Annotated in this window: 15 protein-coding genes and 1 tRNA gene; 4 read left to right on the forward strand and 12 right to left on the reverse strand. The window is 73.2% G+C overall.

The window, feature by feature from the left end:
• Positions 1–248: 248 nt before the first annotated feature.
• From thrC to ACIBEC_RS05735, 5 genes are all read right to left on the reverse strand, one after another.
• Positions 249–1,349 carry a threonine synthase gene (gene thrC / locus ACIBEC_RS05715; RefSeq protein ID WP_360498602.1) on the reverse strand — a complete coding sequence of 367 codons (1,101 nt, stop codon included), beginning with the start codon at positions 1,347–1,349 and terminating at the stop codon, positions 249–251.
• Between the two features lie 9 nt (positions 1,350–1,358).
• The gene (locus tag ACIBEC_RS05720; RefSeq protein ID WP_360498600.1) at positions 1,359–2,651 is read right to left on the reverse strand and encodes a homoserine dehydrogenase; all 1,293 of its coding nucleotides are present in this window, start codon (positions 2,649–2,651) and stop codon (positions 1,359–1,361) included.
• Positions 2,652–2,788: 137 nt separating this feature from the next.
• The gene (gene lysA, locus ACIBEC_RS05725; RefSeq protein ID WP_360498598.1) at positions 2,789–4,180 is read right to left on the reverse strand and encodes a diaminopimelate decarboxylase; all 1,392 of its coding nucleotides are present in this window, start codon (positions 4,178–4,180) and stop codon (positions 2,789–2,791) included.
• 88 nt (positions 4,181–4,268) lie between these two features.
• Positions 4,269–5,924, reverse strand: a complete 1,656-nt coding sequence (argS, locus tag ACIBEC_RS05730) for an arginine--tRNA ligase (RefSeq protein ID WP_360498596.1) — start codon at positions 5,922–5,924, stop codon at positions 4,269–4,271.
• Positions 5,925–6,018: 94 nt separating this feature from the next.
• Positions 6,019–6,438, reverse strand: coding sequence for a response regulator (locus ACIBEC_RS05735; protein ID WP_360498807.1), 420 nt, complete (start codon positions 6,436–6,438; stop codon positions 6,019–6,021).
• 180 nt (positions 6,439–6,618) lie between these two features.
• Between ACIBEC_RS05735 and ACIBEC_RS05740 the strand changes: the two genes are divergently transcribed.
• Positions 6,619–6,690: transfer RNA gene (locus ACIBEC_RS05740), tRNA-Arg, on the forward strand.
• A gap of 114 nt (positions 6,691–6,804) precedes the next feature.
• On the opposite strand, the gene ACIBEC_RS05745 is transcribed toward ACIBEC_RS05740, so the two are convergent.
• From ACIBEC_RS05745 to ACIBEC_RS05760, 4 genes are all read right to left on the reverse strand, one after another.
• Entirely contained in the window at positions 6,805–7,812 is a 1,008-nt protein-coding gene (locus tag ACIBEC_RS05745; RefSeq protein WP_360498594.1) for a serine protease, read from the reverse strand.
• A 104-nt stretch (positions 7,813–7,916) separates the two neighbouring features.
• On the reverse strand, positions 7,917–8,831 hold the full coding sequence (locus ACIBEC_RS05750) for a carbohydrate kinase family protein (protein ID WP_360498806.1): 915 nt from the start codon (positions 8,829–8,831) through the stop codon (positions 7,917–7,919).
• 140 nt (positions 8,832–8,971) lie between these two features.
• Entirely contained in the window at positions 8,972–10,642 is a 1,671-nt protein-coding gene (locus tag ACIBEC_RS05755; RefSeq protein ID WP_360498592.1) for an MFS transporter, read from the reverse strand.
• 185 nt (positions 10,643–10,827) lie between these two features.
• Positions 10,828–12,534: a DUF885 domain-containing protein gene (locus ACIBEC_RS05760; RefSeq protein WP_360498590.1), complete on the reverse strand. Its 1,707-nt coding sequence runs from the start codon at positions 12,532–12,534 to the stop codon at positions 10,828–10,830.
• Between the two features lie 224 nt (positions 12,535–12,758).
• Between ACIBEC_RS05760 and ACIBEC_RS05765 the strand changes: the two genes are divergently transcribed.
• Complete coding sequence (locus ACIBEC_RS05765) at positions 12,759–13,514, forward strand: helix-turn-helix domain-containing protein (protein ID WP_360498588.1); 756 nt, start codon at positions 12,759–12,761, stop codon at positions 13,512–13,514.
• Positions 13,515–13,552: 38 nt separating this feature from the next.
• Here the strand turns inward: ACIBEC_RS05765 and ACIBEC_RS05770 are convergent, their stop codons facing one another.
• Entirely contained in the window at positions 13,553–14,404 is an 852-nt protein-coding gene (locus tag ACIBEC_RS05770; RefSeq protein ID WP_360498586.1) for a fumarylacetoacetate hydrolase family protein, read from the reverse strand.
• 313 nt (positions 14,405–14,717) lie between these two features.
• Here ACIBEC_RS05770 and ACIBEC_RS05775 point away from each other — a divergent pair, with 313 nt between their 5' ends.
• Entirely contained in the window at positions 14,718–15,416 is a 699-nt protein-coding gene (locus ACIBEC_RS05775) for an MBL fold metallo-hydrolase (protein WP_360498584.1), read from the forward strand.
• On the opposite strand, the gene ACIBEC_RS05780 is transcribed toward ACIBEC_RS05775, so the two are convergent.
• Positions 15,372–16,583 carry a serine/threonine-protein kinase gene (locus ACIBEC_RS05780; protein ID WP_360498582.1) on the reverse strand — a complete coding sequence of 404 codons (1,212 nt, stop codon included), beginning with the start codon at positions 16,581–16,583 and terminating at the stop codon, positions 15,372–15,374. The genes ACIBEC_RS05775 and ACIBEC_RS05780 overlap by 45 nt on opposite strands.
• 276 nt (positions 16,584–16,859) lie before the next feature.
• A complete protein-coding gene (locus tag ACIBEC_RS05785; protein WP_360498580.1) occupies positions 16,860–18,782 on the reverse strand; it encodes a serine/threonine-protein kinase in 1,923 nt (640 codons plus the stop codon).
• Between the two features lie 160 nt (positions 18,783–18,942).
• Between ACIBEC_RS05785 and ACIBEC_RS05790 the strand changes: the two genes are divergently transcribed.
• Positions 18,943–21,222 carry an FdhF/YdeP family oxidoreductase gene (locus ACIBEC_RS05790; protein WP_360498578.1) on the forward strand — a complete coding sequence of 760 codons (2,280 nt, stop codon included), beginning with the start codon at positions 18,943–18,945 and terminating at the stop codon, positions 21,220–21,222.
• Positions 21,223–21,284: the final 62 nt, after the last annotated feature.

Genomic DNA, 21,284 nt, shown 5'->3' on the forward strand with positions numbered 1-21,284 from the left:
GGCGCCGGGCCCGGGGCATGTGCCACACGGCCGAAGCCAGAGTATCGAAGAGAGGTTCCCGAGCGGTACACCCCGTGGGCCTTCGATCTGGTGTGTTGCCGGTTCTGGCCGGAATGCGCACCCCTCTCTGTCAAAGAGCGGGCTGAAATCGGAGCGGAATGCGAAGCAGAATTGACACAAAAGTGTCAGGGAAGAACTTTGACGGGCCGACCCCCGAAAGGGTCGGCCCGTCGCAGTGTCAGACCCCGTTACCGGTCGAGCAGGCCGAGGCTACGGGCCGCGGCCTCCGGGTCGACCGGGACGATCTGCGGCTGCGGCGCGCCGGCCACCGCCCAGTCCGGGTCCTTGAGGCCGTTGCCGGTCACGGTGCAGACGATCCGCTGGCCCGGGTCGACCAGGCCGGCCTCCGCCTTGGCCAGCAGGCCGGCCACCGAGGCGGCCGAGGCGGGCTCCACGAAGACGCCCTCCTGCGAGGCCAACAGCCGGTAGGAGGACAGGATCTGACGGTCCGTCACCTTGTCGATGAGGCCGCCGGACTCGTCCCGCGCGGCGAGCGCGAAGTCCCAGGAGGCCGGGTTGCCGATCCGGATCGCGGTGGCGATGGTCTGCGGCTTGAGCACCGGGGCGCCGTCCACGATCGGGGCCGAGCCGGAGGCCTGGAAGCCCCACATCCGCGGGGTGCGCGAGGCCAGGCCGTCCGCCGCGTATTCGCGGTAGCCCTTCCAGTACGCGGTGATGTTGCCCGCGTTGCCGACCGGCAGGACGTGGATGTCCGGGGCGTCGCCGAGCATGTCGACGATCTCGAAGGCCGCGGTCTTCTGGCCCTCGATCCGCACCGGGTTCACGGAGTTGACCAGGGCCACCGGATACTTCTCGGACAGTTCACGCGCAAGGGTGAGACAGTCGTCGAAGTTCCCGTCGACCTGCAGGATCCTGGCGCCGTGCACCAGCGCCTGACCCATCTTGCCGAGGGCGATCTTGCCCTGCGGGACGAGCACCGCGGAGACCATCCCGGCCCGCACCGCGTAGGCGGCGGCGGAGGCCGAGGTGTTGCCGGTGGACGCGCAGATGACCGCCTGCGCGCCCTCCTCCTTGGCCTTGGAGATGGCCATCGTCATCCCGCGGTCCTTGAAGGAACCGGTCGGGTTCGCGCCCTCGACCTTGAGGTAGACCTCGCAGCCGGTGCGCTCGGAGAGCACCTGGGCGGGGACCAGGGGCGTACCGCCCTCCAGCAGGGTGACCACCGGGGTGGCCGCGGTGACCGGCAGGCGGTCCCGGTACTCCTCGATCAGGCCGCGCCACTGGTGGGTGTGCGCGCCTCGGACGACGTTCTCGGCAACGGCGTTCATGGCTGTTCCTTATTCCCCTTCGACCCGCATGATGCTGGCCACGTCCCGCACGCTGTCCAGCGCGCGGAGCTTGTCGACCGTCGCCGACAGCGCGGCGTCGGTGGCACGGTGGGTGACCACGACGAGCGAGGCGTCGCCGTCGCGGCCCTGCTGGCGCACGGTGTCGATGGAGACGCCGTGCTCGGCGAAGACGGACGCCACCTGGGCGAGCACACCCGCACGGTCGTCCACGTCCAGGCTGACGTGGTAGCGGGTGACCACCTGGTCCATCGGCTTGGCGGGCAGCCGGGTGTACACCGAGTCCCCGGGGCCGGTGGCGCCGGCCAGCTTGTTGCGGCAGACCGCGACCAGGTCGCCGAGCACCGCGGAGGCGGTCGGCGAGCCGCCCGCGCCCGGGCCGTAGAACATCAGTCGGCCGGCCGCCTCGGCCTCGACGAACACCGCGTTGTACGCCTCGCGGACGGAGGCCAGCGGGTGCGAGAGCGGGATCATCGCCGGGTGGACGCGGGCGGTGACGGACTCGCCGTCGGACGCCCGCTCGCAGATCGCGAGCAGCTTGACCACGCAGCCCATCTCCTTCGCGGAGGCGATGTCGGCGGCGGTCACCTCGGTGATGCCCTCGCGATAGACGTCCGCCGCGGTGACCTTGGTGTGGAAGGCGATGCCGGCCAGGATCGCGGCCTTGGCGGCGGCGTCGAAGCCCTCGACATCGGCGGTCGGGTCGGCCTCGGCGTAGCCCAGCGCGGTGGCCTCCTCCAGCGCCTCCGAGTAGCCGGCGCCGGTGGTGTCCATCTTGTCGAGGATGAAGTTGGTGGTGCCGTTGACGATGCCCAGCACCCGGTCGACCTTGTCGCCCGCGAGGGACTCGCGCAGCGGGCGCAGCAGCGGGATGGCGCCCGCCACCGCGGCCTCGTAGTACAGGTCCACCCCGGCCTCGGCGGCCGCGGCGTGCAGTTCGGTGCCGTCCTGGGCGAGCAGCGCCTTGTTGGCGCTGACCACCGAGGCACCCTGCTTGAACGCGGACAGGAGCAGGGATTTGGAGGGCTCGATGCCGCCCACGACCTCGACCACCACGTCGATGTCGCCCCGGTTGACCAGGGCCTCGGCGTCGGTGGTGATCAGGTGCTCGGGCACACCCGGGCGCACCCGCCCGGCCCGGCGGACCGCGATCCCGACCAGCTCCACCGGGGCACCGATGCGAGCGGCGAGGTCGTCGGCCGTCGTCGTCATGATGCGCGCCACCTCGGAGCCCACCACACCACAACCCAGCAACGCCACCTTCAGCGGTCGCGTACGCATCATCCGACTCCGCTCTGCATTCATCGTGCTTCGGTATTTCCGGCGGTTTTCCGGGGCCGCCGGGAACTTCGGTCCGTACCAGTCTCCGGGACTTTCCGTACGGATCTACGGTCGTTCCATGATCTGAGACAAGAATTTCGTCATCCGATATCGAGACGCAGGAGATCCTCCTCCGTCTCGCGCCGGACGATCACCCGCGCCGCGCCGTCCTTGACGGCCACCACGGGAGGCTTCAGGGCGTGGTTGTAGTTGCTCGCCATCGAGCGGCAGTAGGCGCCGGTGGCGGGCACCGCGATCAGGTCGCCCGCGGCCAGGTCGGCCGGCAGGAAGGCGTCCCGGACGACGATGTCGCCGGACTCGCAGTGCTTGCCGACCACCCTGACCAGCATCGGCTCGGCGTCGCTGGTGCGCGACACCAGGGCCACCGAGTACTCGGCGTCGTACAGCGCGGTGCGGATGTTGTCGGACATCCCGCCGTCCACGCTGACGTAGGTGCGCAGGCCCTCCAGCGGCTTGACGGTGCCGACCTCGTACAGCGTGAACGCCGTCGGGCCGACGATCGCCCGGCCCGGCTCCACGCTCAGCCGGGGGGCGTCCAGGTTCGCGGCGGCGCACTCGCGGCGGACGATGTCGGCCAGCGCGGCCGCGATCTCGGCCGGCTCGCGCGGGTCGTCCTCGCTGGTGTACGCGATGCCGAGGCCGCCGCCGAGGTCGATCTCTGGCAGCTGGACGCCGTGCTCGTCGCGGATCTGCGCCAGCAGGCCGACCACCCGGCGGGCGGCCACCTCGAAGCCGGCCGTGTCGAAGATCTGCGAGCCGATGTGCGAGTGGATGCCGCGCAGCTCCAGGCTGTCGTGGCGGAGCACCCGGCGCACCGCCTCGGCGGCCGCGCCGCCGTTCAGGGAGAGGCCGAACTTCTGGTCCTCGTGCGCGGTGGCGATGAACTCGTGGGTGTGCGCCTCGACGCCGACGGTGACCCGGATCAGCACCTGCTGGCGCACGCCCTGGCGGGCGGCGATCGCGGCGAGCCGCTCGATCTCCTCGTAGGAGTCGACCACGATGTGCCCGACGCCGGTCTTCACCGCGTGCTCGAGCTCGTCCGCCGACTTGTTGTTGCCGTGCAGCGCGATCCGCGCCGGCGGCATCCCGGCGGCCAGCGCCACGGCCAACTCGCCCACGCTGCACACGTCGAGGTTGAGGCCCTCCTCGTGCAGCCAGCGCACGACCGCCTTGGAGAGGAACGCCTTGCCGGCGTAGTAGACGTCCGCCTCGGTGCCGAAGGCGTCCCGCCAGGCGCGCGCCCGGGACCGGAAGTCCTCCTCGTCCAGCACGTACGCCGGGGTGCCGAACTCGGCTGCCAGCCGCCTGACGTCGATCCCGCCGACGGTGGCCACGCCCTCGGCGTCGCGGGCGACGGTGCGCGACCAGACCTTGGGGTCGAGCGCGTTCAGGTCGGCGGGCGGGGCCTGGTAGTGGCCCTCGGGCAGGACATCGCCGTGACGGGGGCCTGCGGGGTGTGCGGAACGGCTCATCGATCCTGTCCTTCGGGGCCTATGGCGAGGGGCGGCGACGGTCTCCGTTGACCGTCAGCCGCCCCCGCCGTGCGCTTGGGGGTGGTGCCTACATCCGCTCGGGCGCCGAGACGCCCAGGAGCGTCAGGCCGTTGGCGAGCACGGTGCGCGTCGCCTCGACCAGCCAGAGGCGGGCGTGCGTGAGGTCCGTGGCCTCGTCGTCGCCCTTGGGCAGGACCGGGCAGTTGTCCCAGAAGCGGTGGTAGGCGCCGGCCAGGTCCTCCAGGTAGCGGGCGACCCGGTGCGGCTCGCGCAGCTCGCCGGCAGCGGCGATGACGCGCGGGAACTCGCCGAGCTGACCGAGCAGGTCGGTCTCCCACTCCGTGCTCAGCAGCTCCGGTTTGAAGTCCGCCGAGCGCGTGATGCCCAGGTCCGCCGCCTTGCGCTGCAGCGAGGACATCCGGGCGTGCGCGTACTGGACGTAGAAGACGCGGTTCTCGTTGGTCTGGCTGGTGAGGACGTTGATGTCCAGCGTGATCGTCGAGTCCGTGGAGGAGCGCGCCAGGGTGTAGCGGGCGGCGTCCACGCCGATCCACTCGACCACGTCGTCGATCGTGATGATGTTGCCCGCACGCTTGGACATGCGGACCTCTTCGCCGTCGCGAAGCATCTTCACGAACTGGCCGATCTTCACCTCGATGTTGTGGTTCATGTCGTCGCCCGCGCAGGCCGAGATGGCCTTGAGGCGGTTGACGTAGCCGTGGTGGTCGGCGCCCAGCATGTAGAGCGCGACCTCGGCGCCGCGGTCCCGCTTGGACAGGTAGTACGCGGCGTCGGCGGCGAAGTAGGTCTTGTCGCCGTCGGCCTTGATCAGGACGCGGTCCTTGTCGTCACCGAAGTCGGTGGTGCGCAGGAAGATCGCACCGTCCTGCTCGAAGACGTGGCCCTGCTCGCGCAGCCGGTCGAGGGCCTTCTCGACGGCGCCGGACTCGTGCAGCGTGTTCTCCGAGAACCACACGTCGAAGTGGGTGCCGAACTCGTCCATCGAGCGCTTGATCTCGGCCACCATGAGCTTGAGGCCCTCGGTGCGGAAGACGCGCAGCTGCTCGTCCTCGGGCAGGTCGAGCACGCCCGGGATCGCGTCGGTGAGCGCCTTGGCGATGTCGACGATGTACTCGCCGACGTACCCGCCCTCGGGCACCTCGCGGCCGTTCGCGGCGGCCTGCAGCGAGGCGGCGAACTTGGTGATCTGCACACCGGCGTCGTTGAGGTAGTACTCGGTGGTGACGTCGGCGCCGGAGGCCCGCAGCACGCGCGCCAGCGAGTCGCCGACGGCGGCCCAGCGGACGCCGCCGATGTGGATCGGGCCGGTCGGGTTGGCGGAGACGAACTCCAGGTTGATCTTGAGGCCGTTGAGCGCCTCGTTGCGGCCGTAGGCCTCGCCCGCCTCGACGACGGTGCGCGCCAGCGCGCCCGCGGTGGCGGTGTCCAGGGTGATGTTCAGGAAGCCCGGACCGGCGATGTCGACCTTGGCGACGCCGGTGATCCCGCGCAGGCGCTCGGCCAGGACCTCCGCAACGGCTCGCGGCGGCTTGCCGGCCGCCTTGGCGAGCTGAAGGGCCACGTTGGTCGCGTAGTCGCCGTGGTCCCTGTTCTTGGGCCGCTCGACCGTCACGTGCTCGGGCACGGCGACGGCCAGCTCGCCCGCCTCGACGGCGGTGCTCACTGCGGCCTGGATTGCCTGGGAAAGGTCTGCGGGGGTCACGACGCCAAGCGTAGGCGAGACGGGGTACCCGCCCGCCACCCGGTTTACCGGTTGAGACGCCCGGAGGCGCCGACGCGCCGTCCGCCCCGGGGTGTCAGCCGCGTTCCGTACGCTCTGTTCGCTCAGGGCGAAACCCGTCGGGCCGGCCGGTGAGCCGCATCAGGCGCCGGACCAGGGCCACCAGGTCGGCCGGGTCGAAGGGCTTGCCGAGGTAGCCGTCCACACCGACGGTGTCCCCCAGGTCCAGATCCGCCGGGGTGCAGGCGCTCACGATCGCGATCGGCAGCCGGCTGGTATCCGGCGTCGCGCGCAGCCGGGCCGCCGTCCGCAGGCCGTCCAGTCGCGGCATCATCACGTCCAGGGTCACCACGTCGGGCTCCACCCGGCGGATGACCTCCAGGCACTCGGCGCCGTCGGCGGCGGTCACCACCTCGAAGCCCTCGAGCTCCAGGTTGACCCTGATCAGCTGGCGGATCACCTCGCTGTCGTCCACCACGAGGACCCGCCCGGACACTCCCGACACCTCACCGAGGTTATCCGCGGCCCCGCCGCCCCGTCCGGCCTTTGGACACTTCCGCTCCCCCGCCGCCCGTCGCCGCCCCGACGATCTTCCGGGAAACCCGTGCACGGACCGCTGCCGAAGCCTGGTAGTGTTCATTCCGTCGGAACGCGGAAGCGTCCGACAGGCCGACAGGCCCCCGTAGCTCAGGGGATAGAGCACCGCCCTCCGGAGGCGGGTGCGTAGGTTCGAATCCTACCGGGGGCACTCTTCGCGGGAGTGTAACCAGGGCCCAGATCAGTGGAGTTGATCCACGGATCTGGGCCTTCGTCATGTTCCGGGCCTGCCGCTCCGGCCCGGGGGCCGGACGGGCGGGCCGGGTCAGGACGCGGTGGCCTCGGCCTGGATGTAGAGGGCCGCGATGGTGTGGTCGAAGTAGGCGCTGTAGGAGACGTCGTCGGAATCGCCGCCCTGCTGGTAGCCGCCGATGGCGCCGACCACGTCGCCGGTGGCGGTGTTGATCCAGGGGCCGCCGCTGGTGCCGGCCGGGTAGGCCGGGCACCGGATGACCCGCTCGTAGGTGCTCTGCCGGCCGGTGGAGTTGGTGCAGAGGTCGGGCGTCTCGGAGTCGGCAGGGTAGCCGTACAGGCGGACGGGGGCGTCGAAGGGCTCGTCCGCGCCCAGGCGGTTGCCGCCGACCACGTCCTCGACCTTGCGGCCGTTGCTGGGGGCGGTCTCCAGGATCGCGAAGTCCTCGTCCACGTCGCCCTTCTGGGACCAGCCGCTGGTGGTGTGGATCGCCGTCACCCGCCAAGTGCCGTACGGGGCGGAGCCGTCGCGGTAGCCGGGGGCGAAGGTGACGCCGTCGGTGCCGGTGAGGCAGTGCGCGGCGGTCAGCAGCAGGTTGCCGGTGGCGCTGTGCAGCACGCTGGCGGTGCAGAAGTGGTTGCCGGCCGCGACCGATCCGCTGAACAGCGCGCCGACGGTGGCGGTTTCGCGGGCGTCGGCGGGGGCGGGGGCGGTGGCGCCGAGGGCGGCGCCGGAGGTGGCGGGGGTGGCGGTCGCCGCGGCCGTCGGGGTGTCGGTGTTCGTGGGGGCGGGCGCGGGAGTGGGCGAGGCCGTGGGCGCGGGCGGGTCGCTCGGGGTCGGGCTGTCGGTCGGCGCGGGCGCCGCGACCGGGGCGGCCGCCGCTTCCGTGCCGGTCGGGTCGGGCGCGACAACGGCGGTGCGGGTGCTGCGGGCGGCCTTTCCGGCGGCCGTCGCGTCGGACAGGTCCAGCATGTGCGTCCCGGTCACCGCGGCGGCCACCACGACCGCGGACAGCGCGGCGAACAGGGAGGGGGCCAGCAGGCGTCGGCGGCGGGACCTCGGAAGGCGGTGCTGACCCATGCCTGGCTCTCCTGCCGGGTTCGGTGGCGGCGTTCGGTCAACGACTATGCCGCCTCCGCCTGGAAAGGTCGTTATCGAAGGCTGGGATCCTGATGAGAAAAAGCTCACCCGGCGCCGAGTAAGCGATTCAGCTCCCCCGCGGCGATGAAGGCGGTGTGCGTCCCGGCGGCGGTGCAGGCGAAGGCCCCGGCCAGCGAGCCGGCCCGGGCGCAGTCCAGCGCCGGGCGCCCCTGGAACCAGGCGTACAGGAAGCCCGAGACGAAGGCGTCCCCGGCGCCGTTGGTGTCCACCACCGGGCGGCCCGGGTCGACGGCCGGCAGGTGGCGGAGCACGCCGTCCTCCCGGGCGAGCAGGTGGCAGCCCTCGGCGCCCGCGGTGGCGACGACCACTCGTGCGCGGCCCTCGGCGAGGATCGCGCGCATCACCTCCTCGTGCCGGCCGCGGCAGCCGGCCACCGAGAGGAAGACCAGGTCGGAGCCGAGCGCGTAGTCCCGGTGGTGCGGGTTCGCGCCGTCCCAGTCGTGCAGGTCGGTGGAGGTGGTGCGGCCGAGCCGGCGCAGGTCGCCGTACATGTCCCGGTTGACGCCGGTGATGGAGAGGTGGACGTGCCGGCTGCGCTCGGCGTACGGCAGGTAGAAGTCGCGCGGCAGCCGCAGGTCGGCGGGGTGGCGGCCGTCGAAGAAGGAGAACCGGCGGCCGGCGGCGTCGACCAGGTTGACCCCGCGCGGGGTGCCGTGCGGGCTCACCAGGTGCGCGAAGTGCAGGCCGTGGCGCGCGTAGGCGGCGCGGATCAGGGCGCCCTGCGGGTCGTCGCCGAGGAAGTCGAGGAAGGCGGTGCGCAGGCCGAGGTGGTGGGCGCCGAGGGCGACGCCGTTGCCGGTGTGGCCGACGTAGTCGCGCACCGGTCCGACGAACTGCGAGTCGCCGGGCGGGATCTCCAGCCGCTCGACCCGGACGATGGTGTCCACGCCGGCGCCGCCGACGACGAGTAGGTCGAATTCGGGCGGCGAGGACTCCACGGTCGTGGGCGGCACGGTCTCGGACGGCTCGGATTCGGATGGCTCAGGCTCGGGCAGCACGGCGGCGCCTCCTTGATCCCCGGACGGTGGCCAGGAGTCAAGCAGGCGCCGAAGGCTGACTGCAAGACCTTGCTGCAACTTCAATCGGTCGGTGGCCGCTCCACCCCCGCTTCCGTCCGGACCTCGCCATCCGCCCGGACGTTGGCCTTGACGTCGGCCATGGCGGCCTCCCGGGGGCTCGGCCGCCCGTCGACGGGCTGCCCGTCCAACGGCCGTGCGTCCACCGGTCGTCCGTCCACGGCCCGCACGGCGGTGGCTGCCGCGGCCTCCGCTTCCGCGCCGCCCACGACGGCGGTGGCCTCACCGGGCTCCGGTCGGTGGTCGATCATCAGGAAGGCGACCAGCGCGGCCAGCAGCAGGACGCCCATCGCCACCCAGGTCGCGGTCACGTAGCCGTGCACCGCGCCCTGCGCCCGTACCGCCGGGTCGGAGGCGATCCGGGTGGCCAGGAAGCTCGCGGTGGCACTGGCCGCGATGGTGTTCAGCAGCGCCGTGCCGAACGAACCGCCCACCTGCTGGGCCGAGTTGATGGTGGCGGAGGCCGCGCCGGTCTCGTTCGGGGCGACCCCGAGGGTGGCCAGGCTCATCGACGGCATGAACACCAGGCCCATGCCGAAGCCGAGCAGCAGCTCGGCGGGCAGCACCATGCCGGCCCACGGGCTGTCCACCTTCATCTGGGTCAGCCAGGCCATGCCGGCCCCGGCGAGCACCAGCCCCGGCGCGATCAGGTTCCGGGACGGCACCCTGGTCATCAGCCGGGCCGCGATGCCCGTCGACGCCAGCACGATGGCGGCCGTCATGGGCAGGAAGGACAGCCCGGACACCACCGGCGAGAAGTGCTTGATGGCCTGCAGGTAGTAGGTGAGGAACAGGAACAGGCCGAACATGCCGACCATGGCCAGGCCGACCGAGAGCGCGCCGCCACCGCGGTTGCGGTCGGCGACGATGTGCACCGGCAGCAGCGGGTGCGCGCTGCGCCGCTCGACCAGCACGAACACCGCGAGCAGCGCCACACCCAGGAACAGCGCGCCGAGCACCAGGCCGTCGGCCCAGCCCCGGGTCACGGCCTCGGAGGTGCCGAAGACGATCGCCAGCAGGCCGCCGCAGCCGAGCAGCGCCCCGGGCAGGTCCAGCCTGACCCGGCGCCCCTTGGCGACGTGGTCGCGCTTGAGCACGGAGAAGGCCGCGAATGCGGTGCCGACGGCGATCGGGGTGTTGACGAACAGGCACCAGCGCCAGTTCAGGTACTCGGTCAGCAGGCCGCCGGCGATGAAGCCGATCGCGGCGCCGCCGCCGGCGATCGCGCCGAAGATGCCGAAGGCCGTACTGCGTTCCTTCGGGTCGGAGAAGGTGGTGGAGAGCAGCCCCAGCGCGGAGGGGGCGAGCAGCGCGCCGAACGCGCCCTGGAGGGCACGGGCGCCGAAGAGCATGGCCGAGTCGGTCGCCGCGCCGCCGAGGGCGGAGGCGAGGGCGAAGCCCAGCAGGCCGATGGTGAAGACGCGCTTGCGGCCGAAGAGGTCGCCCAACCGTCCGCCGAGCAGCAGTAGGCCGCCGAAGGCGAGCGTGTAGGCGGTGATCACCCATTGCCGGTCGGCGTCGGAGATGCCCAGGTCGCGCTGGGCGGACGGCAGTGCGATGTTCACGATGGTGATGTCGAGGACGATCATGAGCTGGGCGACGGCGATGACGGCCAGCGCCCACCAGCGTCGGCTGTCCGCGTGCTCATGACCGGTGGCGGGTTGCGCAGTCACTGGTCGAACCTTCCGGAGTCGGGCGGAGAGGTCACGCAGTCGCCTTCCAGCCAATACCCCGGCCCGACGCCATGGCAAGGAAAAATCTTGCCAAATCAGACATTTGGGACAAAAAAACCAGGGCCCTGGGACTTCGGGACGAGCCCCCCAGGACCCCGGCGCGAACCCCGGTCCGGTACCGCCGACTAGAGCGCCGAGAGCTCCTCGACCAGGTCGTCCAGACCCAGCGAGCCCTGCGAGAGCGCCGCCATGTGCCAGGCCTTGAGGTCGAACTCCTCGCCGCGCGCCTCGTGCGCCGCCCGCGCCGCCGCCCGGCCGCGCAGCCAGGCGCGCTCGCCGAGCTTGTAGCCGATCGCCTGGCCGGGCATGCCCAGGTAGCGGACCAGCTCGCTGTCCAGGAAGTCGTCGGACAGGCCGCAGTACTGCCCGAAGAACTCGCGGGCGTGCTCCGGGCTCACCGGCTCGCCCGGCTTGTACGGGGAGTCCGCCGGGAAGGCCAGGCCCGCGTGCATGCCGATGTCGACGATGACCCGCAGCGCCCGCATCATCTGCGCGTTGAGGTAGCCGAGGCGCTGGCCCGGGTCGGTGAGGTAGCCGAGCTCGTCCATCAGGCGCTCGGCGTACAGCGCCCAGCCCTCCAGGTTGGCGCTGACCCCGCCGAGGCTCACCTGGTAGGTGGAGAGCCGGTCGGCGACGTAGTTCCACTGCGCGAGCTGCAGGTGGTGGCCCGGCACGCCCTCGTGGTACCAGGTCGACACCAGGTCCCAGAGCGGGAAGCGCTCCCGGCCGAGCAGCGGCAGCCAGGTCCGCCCGGGGCGGTTGAAGTCCAGCGACGGCGGGGTGTAGTACGGCGCGGCGGCGCTGCCGGCCGGGGCGATCTTCGACTCGACCCGGGTGACCGGCTCGGCCAGGTCGAAGTGGATGCCCTGGAGGTCCCGGATCGCCTGGTCCATCAGGCCCTGCAGGTGCTCCCGGATGCCCTCGGCGCCCTCGACGGCCGGGCCGTGGGTGCCCAGCCAGGCCATCGCCGCCATCGGGTCGGCGCCCGGGCGGACCTTCTCGGCCTCGGCGCGCATCTGGGCCAGCAGGTCGTGGAACTCGGTCCAGGCCCAGGCGTAGGCCTCGTCCAGGTCCAGGTCGGCGCCGGCCCAGTAGCGGACCCACCGGCGGTAGCGCTCGCGGCCCACCGCGTCCGGGGTGCCGGCGGCGGCCGGGCCGTACACGTCGCGCAGCCAGTCGCGCAGCGCGGCCAGCCCCTCGGCGGCGGCCACCGCGTGCCCGGACAGCTCGGCGCGCAGGCCCTCCGGCGCGTCCTGGACGAACTGGCCGAACCAGCCGCCGGGAACGTCCCCCTCCAGCCACTCACCGATCTGCCCGACCACCGTGGTCACCTGGCGCGGGCCGGACAGCAGGCCGCGCTCGACGCCCTCGGCCAGGGTCTGCCGGTACTGCTCCAGCGCGACCGGGACCTTCGCCAGCCGGCGGCCGACCACCTGCCACTCACCCTCGGTGCCGGTGGCCATCAGCGTGAAGGACTCCCGCAGGTCGTGCACCGGGGAGGCCAGGTTGCGCACCGCGCGGAAGTCCTCCCCCGCGTCGTGGACGGCGAGTTCGGCGCTCAGCCGCTCGCGCAGCAGCCGGGCGCAGCGGCGCTCGGCCTCGTCCTCGGCGGCGCCGGCCCGTTCGGCCTCGTCAAGCTGCGCCAGGGTGCGGCGGGCGAGGTCGGCGATCGCCTCGCGACCGGCCGGGGAGAGGTCGGGCAGCCGCTCGTCCTCGGGGTTGACGCCGAGGTAGACCGCGGTCAGCGGGTCGAGCTCGGCGAGGGCGCGGACGTAGCCGTCCGCGATGCGGCGCGGGGTGCTGCCGTCGGCGGTGATCAGTTTTTCAACCATCCGGACATCATTTCGTGGTGCGGCCCTTTTGCAACCCCTTTGCCACCGGCATCCGTCGGCCCGTACTCGGGGACGGCCCGTGCTCGGGGACGACCCGCGCTCGGCGACGACCGACGCTCGGGGACGGCCCGCGCCCCTCGACGACCGACGCCCGGGGACGACCCGCGAAAATCCGTTCGGCCGGACAGGATCCGATCGGTCGGACGCCCATTACGCTGACGGCCATGGAAGCCCGCCCCACCTCGGCATCCGACCAGGTGCCCGCCCCGGCCGTCCCCGACGCGCGCCCGCGCCGCACCGGCTACCGGCGGCTGCCGGTCCAGCAGCGGCGCGAGCAGCTGATCGCGGTCGCCCTGGAGCTGTTCGCCTGCCGACCGCCCGAGGAGGTGAGCCTGGACGACGTCGCCGAAGCCGCCGGAGCCTCCCGGCCGCTGGTCTACCGCTACTTCGCGGGCGGCAAGCAGCAGTTGTACGAGGCCGCGCTGCGCACCGCGGCCGACGAGCTGACCAGCCGCTTCGCCGTCCCGCTGGCCGGGACGCCGTCCGAGCAGCTGGCGGCCGTGCTGGACGGCTACTTCACCTTCGTCGCCGAGCACGACGCGGGCTACTCGGCGCTGCTGCGCGGCGGCTCGGTGGTGGAGACGGCCCGCACCTCGGCGATCGTGGACGACGTCCGGCGGGCCGCGCTGCGGCGGACGCTGCGCCACCTGGGCGTGCGGGAGGCCGGTCCGCGGCTGACGCTGCTGGTGCGCTCGTGGATCGCGGTGGTCGAGGGCGCGTCGCTGAGCTGGCTGGACGAGGGGCGCGCGCTGCCGGTGGCCGGGCTGCGCGACTGGCTGGTGGACCAGTTCACCGCGATGGCGGCGGCGACGGCGCTGCACGATCCGCAGACGGCGCAGGTGCTGGCGGGGCTGCTCGCGCTGGAGGGCCCGCAGGCGCCGCGGGCGGAGCGGCTGCGCGAGGTGCTGGCGGCGCGGTAGGGCCCGACCCCCGTGCCAAGGGTCGGGGCTGCGCGGGGCTACGCCTTGCCGAGGACCTGGCGCTGGCGGCCGAGGCCGTCGATCTCGATCTCGACGACGTCGCCCGGGGCGAGGAACGGTGTGCCGGGGCGGCCCAGGGTGACCCCGGCCGGGGTGCCGGTGACGATCACGTCGCCGGGCTCCAGCACCATGAACCGGCTGGCGTAGCGGACCAGTTCGAGCACCGGGAAGATCATTTCGGCGGTGCTGCCGTGCTGCCGCTGCTCGCCGTTGACCCAGAGCCGCAGCGACAGGTCCTGCGGGTCCGCCACCTCGTCGGCGGTGACCAGCCAGGGCCCGAGCGGGGTGAAGGTCTCCGCCGACTTGCCCTTGTCCCACTGGCCGCCGCGCTCGAACTGGAAGGCCCGCTCGGTGACGTCGTTGGCGATCGTGTAGCCGGCGATCACCGCGGCCGCCTCGGCGTGCGAGTCCAGGTAGCGGGCGGCACGGCCGATCACCACGGCCAGCTCGGCCTCGTAGTCGGTCTTCTCGCCGCCGCGCGGCACCAGCACCTCGTCGTACGGGCCGACCACCGTGGAGCTCGGCTTGAGGAAGATCACCGGCTCGTCCGGGATCGCGGCCCCGGCCTCGGTCGCGTGGTCGCGGTAGTTGAGCCCGATGCCGACCACCTTGCCCGGCCGGGCCACCGGCGCGCCCACGCGCTGCCCAGCCAGGTCCACCACCGGCAGGACGCCGGCGGCCACGTCCCGGGCCAGCGCGGCCGGGTCCAGCCCGGCCAGGAAGGCCCCGTCGAGGTCACGGGCCCGCCCGGAGAGGTCGTACGCGGTGCCGTCCCCGCCCAGCACGACCGGGCGCTCGGCGCCCGGGGGTCCGACGCGAAGGAGCTTCATCGATCCGTCACCAGCCTTTCGTCGCAGCTCACCGGGGCGGTACGGACACCGCTCCCGAGTCTGGCAACGAGGTATACCAACGCGCGGGGTGGGGGGACCAGACCGTCCCGATGGGCGAAATCCTCCCGATTCCCGTCGCGGTCCGGACCCCGGCTCGGGTGCACGCACGGTTGACACCGGGCCGCCGCCGAGGACGGTCCCCACCCCGCCCTCCCCACCCGGCGGCCGCGAACGGCTTCGCCGGTGGCGAACACCCGCACGCCCAGGGCGAACGCGGGCGTGCCGCGGCGGCGCGGCGCGCAGGATCCGGACCATGGAGATCACCCGGGTACGCGACGAGTTGCACATGATCACCCTGGAGTTCGGCACCGCCTACCTGTGGCGGGACGAACACGGCCTGACCCTGGTCGACACCGGCATCGCCGACTCGGCCGACGCCATCGAGAAGGCCGTCCGCGCCGTCGGGCCGGACCCGGCCGCGCTGCGCCGGATCGTGCTCACCCACCACCACGAGGACCACACCGGCTCGGCCGCCGAACTCGCCCGCCGCTGGGGCGCCGAAGTGGTGGCGCACCGGATCGAGGCGCCGGTGATCCGGCGCGAGCAGCCGGCCGCGCCGCCGGTGCTGAGTCCGTTCGAGCAGCAGCTGTGGGACGACCTGCCGCCGATCCCGCCCGCCGAGCCCTGCCCGGTGCACCGCGAGGTCGAGGACGGGGACGTGCTGGACACCGGCGGCGGCGCGGTGGTCCTGCACGTGCCGGGCCACACCGACGGCAGCATCGCCCTCCACCTGCCCGGGCCCGGCGTGCTGTTCACCGGGGACCTGGTGTCCAACGTCCAGGGCAATCTGCGGCCCGGCGTGTTCCACACCGACCCGGCCCGGGCGCTGGCCTCCTTCCACCGGCTGGCCGCACTGCCGGTGGAGACGGTCGTGTTCGGGCACGGCGACCCGATCGCCGAGGGCGCCTCAGCCGCCCTGCGCGTCGCCGCCGAGGAGCACCCCCAGGCTTAGCGCGCGCGGCAGGCCCGGGCCGAGCCGGGTGACCTCCCGCTGCCAGTGCGCGAGGTCGCGCAGCGCGTCGGCCCGGGCCTGCGGGGCGGCGCCCGGCACCTGCGTCAGCTCGTCCAGCAGGGCGACGGCCGCGCCCGGGCTGCCGTCCCGGGCCAGCCAGAGGGCCAGGTCGTGGCAGGTGCGCAGGGTGCGCGGGTCGGTCGGGCCGCAGATCCGGGCGAAGTCCGGGACGAGACCGGTGAGGATTTCCACCGCCTCGGCCGGCTCGCCCGCCGCGCCGTGCTGCCAGGCCCGGTCGGCCCGCCGGCGCAGCTGCTCCGGGCTGGGGTCGTCCGGGCGCAGCACCCCCGGCCGGACCGCGCGCAGCCGCTCCAGCACCTCGGCGGCGCCGGAGGGCCGGTCCTCGGGCCGCTTGGCAAGCAGTTGGGCGACCAGTTCGGCCACCGCCGGGTCCTTACTGCGCACCCGGGGCGGGACCTCCTCCAGGTGCTTGTACATGTACTCGGCGGCGGAGGTGGCGCGGAACGGCCGCCCGCCGGTGCAGATCTCGTACAGCATGACGCCGAGTGCGTAGAGGTCGGCCCGGCCGTCCACGGTGCCGCCGGACCAGCACTCGGGCGCGAGGTACGGGACGGTGCCGATCACGTTGCCGGTGGAGGTGAGCCGGACGGTCTGGGTGACCAGTCGGGCGATGCCGAAGTCCAGGACCTTGGCCCGCTCCCCCTCCGTCACGATCATCACGTTCTCGGGCTTGATGTCCCGGTGGACGATGCCCGAGCGGTGCGCGGCGTCCAGCGCCTTGCAGACGTGCCGCATCCAGCGCAGCGCCTTCGCGTGGTCCGGCAGGCCGTCCTTGAGCACCTCGGACAGTGCCCGGCCGCGGACCAGCTCCATCACCAGGTACGGGATCTTCCCGGAGCCGGCCGCGGTCCACCCGTAGTCGTACACGGTGACGATGTGCGGGTTGTTGAGGCCGCCCGCCGTCTTGGCCTCGCGGACGAACCGGCTGACCGCCTCCCGGTCGGCGGCGTGCTCGGCGAGGAGCACCTTGACCGCGACCTGCCGGTTGATGGTCGTGTCGGTCGCCCGCCAGACCACGCCGAAGCCGCCCCGGCCCAGCCGCTCCTCCAGTCGGAAGCGACCGCCGAGCACCTCGCCCTTGTCCATGTCCTCCCCCAACTCGACCGCGCCCGCTCGGTGTTCACCGTCGGAGGGGTCACCATAGCGGCGGGCGGGGACGAACGGGTGAACGAGCCCGGGCCGGATCTTCCGGATCTCGCTACGGCTGGGGCCCGGGCGGGGTGATCCCGGAGGACCGCACGGCCTCGTTGTCCGGGCTCCGGCGCCTGAGCAGCTGCCCGTACGCTCACTGTCGCCCCGCCGACGGCCGGCTGCTCGAGCCGGCCCCGGGCGGCGCCGGCGGCGTGAGCGTGCGCCGACGGGTCACGGCCCGAAGATCTCCTCCACCAGGTCCTCGTCCGAGACGTGGTCCGGCGCGTCGAACACCACGTCCGCGACGCCCTTCAGGCCGATCCCGCGGTCCAGCGCGTCCATGCAGGCCCGGGCCTCCTCGTCGGTGGCGAAGTCCCAGACCCGCAGCCGCCGCACCAGGGCCAGCGCCTCCATCGGGCTGACCCTCGGCGCCCGGCGCCGGTGCGGGCCGCCCGCGGCCCTACGGCCCGCACCGGCGAGCCGCTGCTGGTAGCCGGCCAGGTCCTGCCAGGCCTGGACGGTACTCGGGTGGTGCTCGCCCAGCACCCGGGCGAGGTCGGGCAGCAGCCCGTGCAGCTCGAGCACGGCGCCCTGCAGGTCGTCCCGGTTGGCCCGGTGCACCGCAAGGTCGTGCCGGGCCTTCAGGACGCGGGTGTCGTGCGGGCCCCAGACGGCGTGCAGATCGGGCAGCAGCCCGCTCAGCAGCCGGATCGCGGTGACCGCCGCGCCGCTCTCGCCGACGCACCACACCAGGTGGTAGCGGGCGCCGAGGGTGTCCGGGTCGAGCGGGCCGAGCGCCGAGCGCATGTCGTCCACCACGCTGGTCAGCAGCCGGATCGCGCCGTCCAGGTCCCCGGCCCGGCTGAGGTACCAGGTGAAGTCCCGCCAGGTGCACAGGGTGTCCCGGTCGCTCGCGCCGAGCGCGGTCACGCACTCCTGGGCGACCGCCTGCAGCTGCATCGCCGACTCCCCGGCCGTCGCCGCCCGGTACGCGGCCGACCGCCGCTCGCGCAGCGCGGCCCGTACCGCGTCGGGCGGCGGCGCGGCAAGCACCGGCGGCGTGGTCAGCGGCGACAGCACCGACGGGGCCGCGCCCGGCACGACGGGCGGTGCGGCGGGCGGGGCGGACGGGGGTGCGGCGGGCGGCGCAACCGGGGGCACGACGGGCGGAGCGGTCGGCACGGGCGGCACCACCGGTCCCACCGCGACCGGCCCCACCGCGACCGGCCCGACCGCGACCGGCTCAGCCACAGGCGCAGCCGCAGCCACGGCCCGGTCCACCACCGTCGGCACCGCCGCCACCGCGCCCGGCACGCCACCCGGCGCCGCGGCCAGTTCCGCCAGCCGCCGCTCGACGGTCCGGGCGTCCGCCGGCCGGTCCGCCGGGTCCTTCGCCAGCAGCTCCGCGACCAGCCCGGCCACCTGCGGCGGCAGCCCGAACTGCGCCGGGTCCAGCGCCGGGGGCGCCTCGTTGAGGTGCTGGTACATCAGCACCGGCGTCGAGTCCCCGCCGAACGGCCTTGCCCCGGTGAAGAGTTCGACCAGTACGCAGCCGAGCGCGTACAGGTCCGCCCGGCCGTCCACCCGGCCGCCGGTCCACCGCTCGGGCGCCATGTACGCCGGGCTGCCGACGATCGTCCCGGTGGTGGTCAGCCCGCCGGCGCCGGCGTCCAGCTGGGCGATGCCGAAGTCCAGCACCTTGAGGTGCCCGGCGTCGGTGATCATCACGTTGTCCGGCTTGATGTCCCGGTGCACCATGCCCGCGTCGTGCGCGGCCGCCAACGCGCCGCTGATCTGCCGCCCCCAGCGCAGGCTGAGCGCGGGTTCGGGCAGCCCCTCGCGCAGCACCTCGGTCAGGGTGCGGCCGGTGAGCAGCTCCATCACCAGGAAGGTGACCTCCCGGTCGCCGACCTCGCACTGGCCGAGGTCGTGCACGGTGACGATGTGCGGGTGCGACAGGTTGCCGGCCGCGCAGGCCTCCCGTACGAACCGCAGGGCCGCCTTCGCCTGGTCCCCGCCGTGGTGCCCGATGACCTTGACCGCCACCGGCCGCCGCATCCGGGTGTCCTGGGCCCGCCACACCACTCCGAACCCGCCCTGACCGAGCTTCTCCACCAGCTCGTACCGGCCGTCCAGGACGTCACCCACGCGCACGCGCCCCTCCCCCATCCGCCATGACGGACAGGACTCTACCGACGCCGTCCACCGCCCCTCCCCCCGCCCACGGCCAGGTGGAAGGATGGACACCGAGCCCCGCGACGGAGCGGCGGCCCCGGCGGTACGGCCGGATCCAGCAGAGCCGAGGAGACCGGTCATGGCCAAGCAGGCCCCGCAGAGCGACCCGGCGCAGGATGCCCCCGAGGTGTCCGCGCCCCAGCACGCGGCCGCCGGGCTGCCCGCCGTCGGCCACAGCCTGCGGATGGCCGCCGAGCAGATGGGCGCCCGCCGCACCCTCGCCACCCTGCTCAAGGTCAACCAGCCGAACGGCTTCGACTGCCCGGGCTGCGCCTGGCCGGAGCCGGACAAGACGCACACCGCCGAGTTCTGCGAGAACGGTGCCAAGGCCGTCGCCGAGGAGGCCACCGAGCGCCGGATCCGCGCCGAGTTCTTCGCCGCCCACCCGGTCGCCGACCTGGCCGAGCGCTCCGGCTACTGGCTCGGCCAGCAGGGCCGGCTCACCCAGCCGATGCTGCTCGACGAGGGCGCCACCCACTACACGCCGGTCTCCTGGGACGACGCCTTCGCGCTGATCGCCGAGGAGCTGCGCGCCCTGGACACCCCGGACGGCGCCGCCTTCTACACCTCCGGCCGCACCAGCAACGAGGCCGCGTTCGCGTACCAGCTGTTCGCCCGCCGACTCGGCACCAACAACCTGCCGGACTGCTCCAACATGTGCCACGAGTCCTCCGGCTCGGCGCTCACCGAGACGCTCGGCGTCGGCAAGGGCAGCGTCAGCCTCAAGGACCTCTACCAGGCCGACCTGATCATCGTGGCCGGCCAGAACCCGGGCACCAACCACCCCCGGATGCTCTCCGCCCTGGAGCGCGCCAAGCGGGCCGGCGCCACCATCGTCAGCGTGAACCCGCTGCCGGAGGCGGGCCTGGAGCGGTTCAAGAACCCGCAGAACGCCCGGGGCCTGGTCGGCCACGGCACCAAGCTGACCGACCTCTTCCTGCAGATCCGCCTCGGCGGCGACCTCGCGCTGTTCCGCGCGCTCAACCGGATCGTCGTGGAGCAGGACGGCGTCGACGATGCCTTCGTCGCCGAACACTGCCACGGCTTCGAGGAGTTCGAGGCCCAGGCCCGGAAGACCGACCGGGACGAGGTGCTCGCCGCGACCGGCCTGCCCTGGGAGCAGATCGAGGAGCTCGGCCGCCTGGTGCTGAGCTCGAAGAAGATCATCGTCTGCTGGGCGATGGGCCTCACCCAGCACAAGCACGCCGTCCCCACCATCCGCGAGGTGGTCAACTTCCTGCTGCTGCGCGGCAACGTCGGCCGTCCCGGCGCCGGGGTCTGCCCGGTGCGCGGGCACAGCAACGTCCAGGGCGACCGGACGATGGGCATCTTCGAGCGCCCGAGCAAGGCCTTCCTCGACGCGCTGGAGAACGAGTTCGGCTTCGAGCCGCCGCGCGAGCACGGCCTCGACTCGGTGGACACCATCCGCGCGATGCGCGACGGCAAGGTCAAGGTCTTCTTTGCGATGGGCGGCAACTTCGTCGCGGCCACCCCGGACACCGAGGTCACCGAGGCCGCGATGCGCCGCTGCCGGCTGACCGTCCACGTCTCCACCAAGCTCAACCGCTCGCACGTGGTCACCGGCGCCCGCGCCCTGATCCTGCCCACCCTCGGCCGCACCGACCGGGACGTCACCGGCGCCGGCGCCCAGTTCGTCAGCGTCGAGGACTCGATGGGCCAGGTCCACGCCTCCCGCGGCGGCCTGCGCCCGCCCGCGCCCGGCCTGCTCTCCGAGACCGCGATCGTCTGCCGCCTCGCCCGCACCGTCCTCGGCCCGCGGGACACCGTGCCGTGGGAGGACTTCGCCACCGACTACGACACCCTGCGCGCCCGGATCGCCCGCGTCGTCCCGGGCTTCACGGACTACAACGAGAAGGTCCGCCGCCCCGGCGGCTTCACCCTTCCGCACGGCCCCCGCGACTCGCGCACCTTCCCCACCGCGACCGGCAAGGCCAACTTCACCGTCAACCCGCTGACCGCCCCCGAGGTCCCGCCGGGCCGTCTCCTCCTGCAGACCCTGCGCTCCCACGACCAGTACAACACCACCATCTACGGCCTCGACGACCGCTACCGCGGCATCAAGGGCGGTCGCCGCGTGGTCCTGGTCAACCCCGCCGACGCCGCCGAACTGGGCCTCACCGAAGGCCAATACGTCGACCTGGTCGGCGAGTGGAAGGACGGCGTCGAACGCCGCGCCCCGCACTTCCGCGTCGTCCACTACCCCGTCGCCCGTGGCGGAGCGGCGGCCTACTACCCGGAGACCAACGTCCTGGTCCCGCTGGACTCCACCGCCGACATCAGCAACACCCCGACCTCCAAGGCCGTCGTCATCCGCTTCGCCCCCGACACCGGCGAGTAACCCCGACGAACGACAGGAAGGCCGCCCCACGTCATCGGACGTCGGGCGGCCTTCCTGTCGGG

The sequence above is a fragment of the Kitasatospora sp. NPDC051164 genome (assembly GCF_044455625.1).
Taxonomy (GTDB): domain Bacteria; phylum Actinomycetota; class Actinomycetes; order Streptomycetales; family Streptomycetaceae; genus Kitasatospora.

What these genes read in the sequence shown, in the direction of transcription:
- ACIBEC_RS05775 (WP_360498584.1), top strand. Translation starts at nt 14,718, where the DNA reads ATGGAGATCACCCGGGTACGCGACGAGTTGCACATGATCACCCTGGAG.
- ACIBEC_RS05760 (WP_360498590.1), bottom strand. Translation starts at nt 12,534, where the DNA reads ATGGTTGAAAAACTGATCACCGCCGACGGCAGCACCCCGCGCCGCATC.
- ACIBEC_RS05770 (WP_360498586.1), bottom strand. Translation starts at nt 14,404, where the DNA reads ATGAAGCTCCTTCGCGTCGGACCCCCGGGCGCCGAGCGCCCGGTCGTG.
- ACIBEC_RS05765 (WP_360498588.1), top strand. Translation starts at nt 12,759, where the DNA reads ATGGAAGCCCGCCCCACCTCGGCATCCGACCAGGTGCCCGCCCCGGCC.
- thrC (WP_360498602.1), bottom strand. Translation starts at nt 1,349, where the DNA reads ATGAACGCCGTTGCCGAGAACGTCGTCCGAGGCGCGCACACCCACCAG.
- ACIBEC_RS05780 (WP_360498582.1), bottom strand. Translation starts at nt 16,583, where the DNA reads ATGGACAAGGGCGAGGTGCTCGGCGGTCGCTTCCGACTGGAGGAGCGG.
- ACIBEC_RS05720 (WP_360498600.1), bottom strand. Translation starts at nt 2,651, where the DNA reads ATGATGCGTACGCGACCGCTGAAGGTGGCGTTGCTGGGTTGTGGTGTG.
- ACIBEC_RS05790 (WP_360498578.1), top strand. Translation starts at nt 18,943, where the DNA reads ATGGCCAAGCAGGCCCCGCAGAGCGACCCGGCGCAGGATGCCCCCGAG.
- ACIBEC_RS05745 (WP_360498594.1), bottom strand. Translation starts at nt 7,812, where the DNA reads ATGGGTCAGCACCGCCTTCCGAGGTCCCGCCGCCGACGCCTGCTGGCC.
- lysA (WP_360498598.1), bottom strand. Translation starts at nt 4,180, where the DNA reads ATGAGCCGTTCCGCACACCCCGCAGGCCCCCGTCACGGCGATGTCCTG.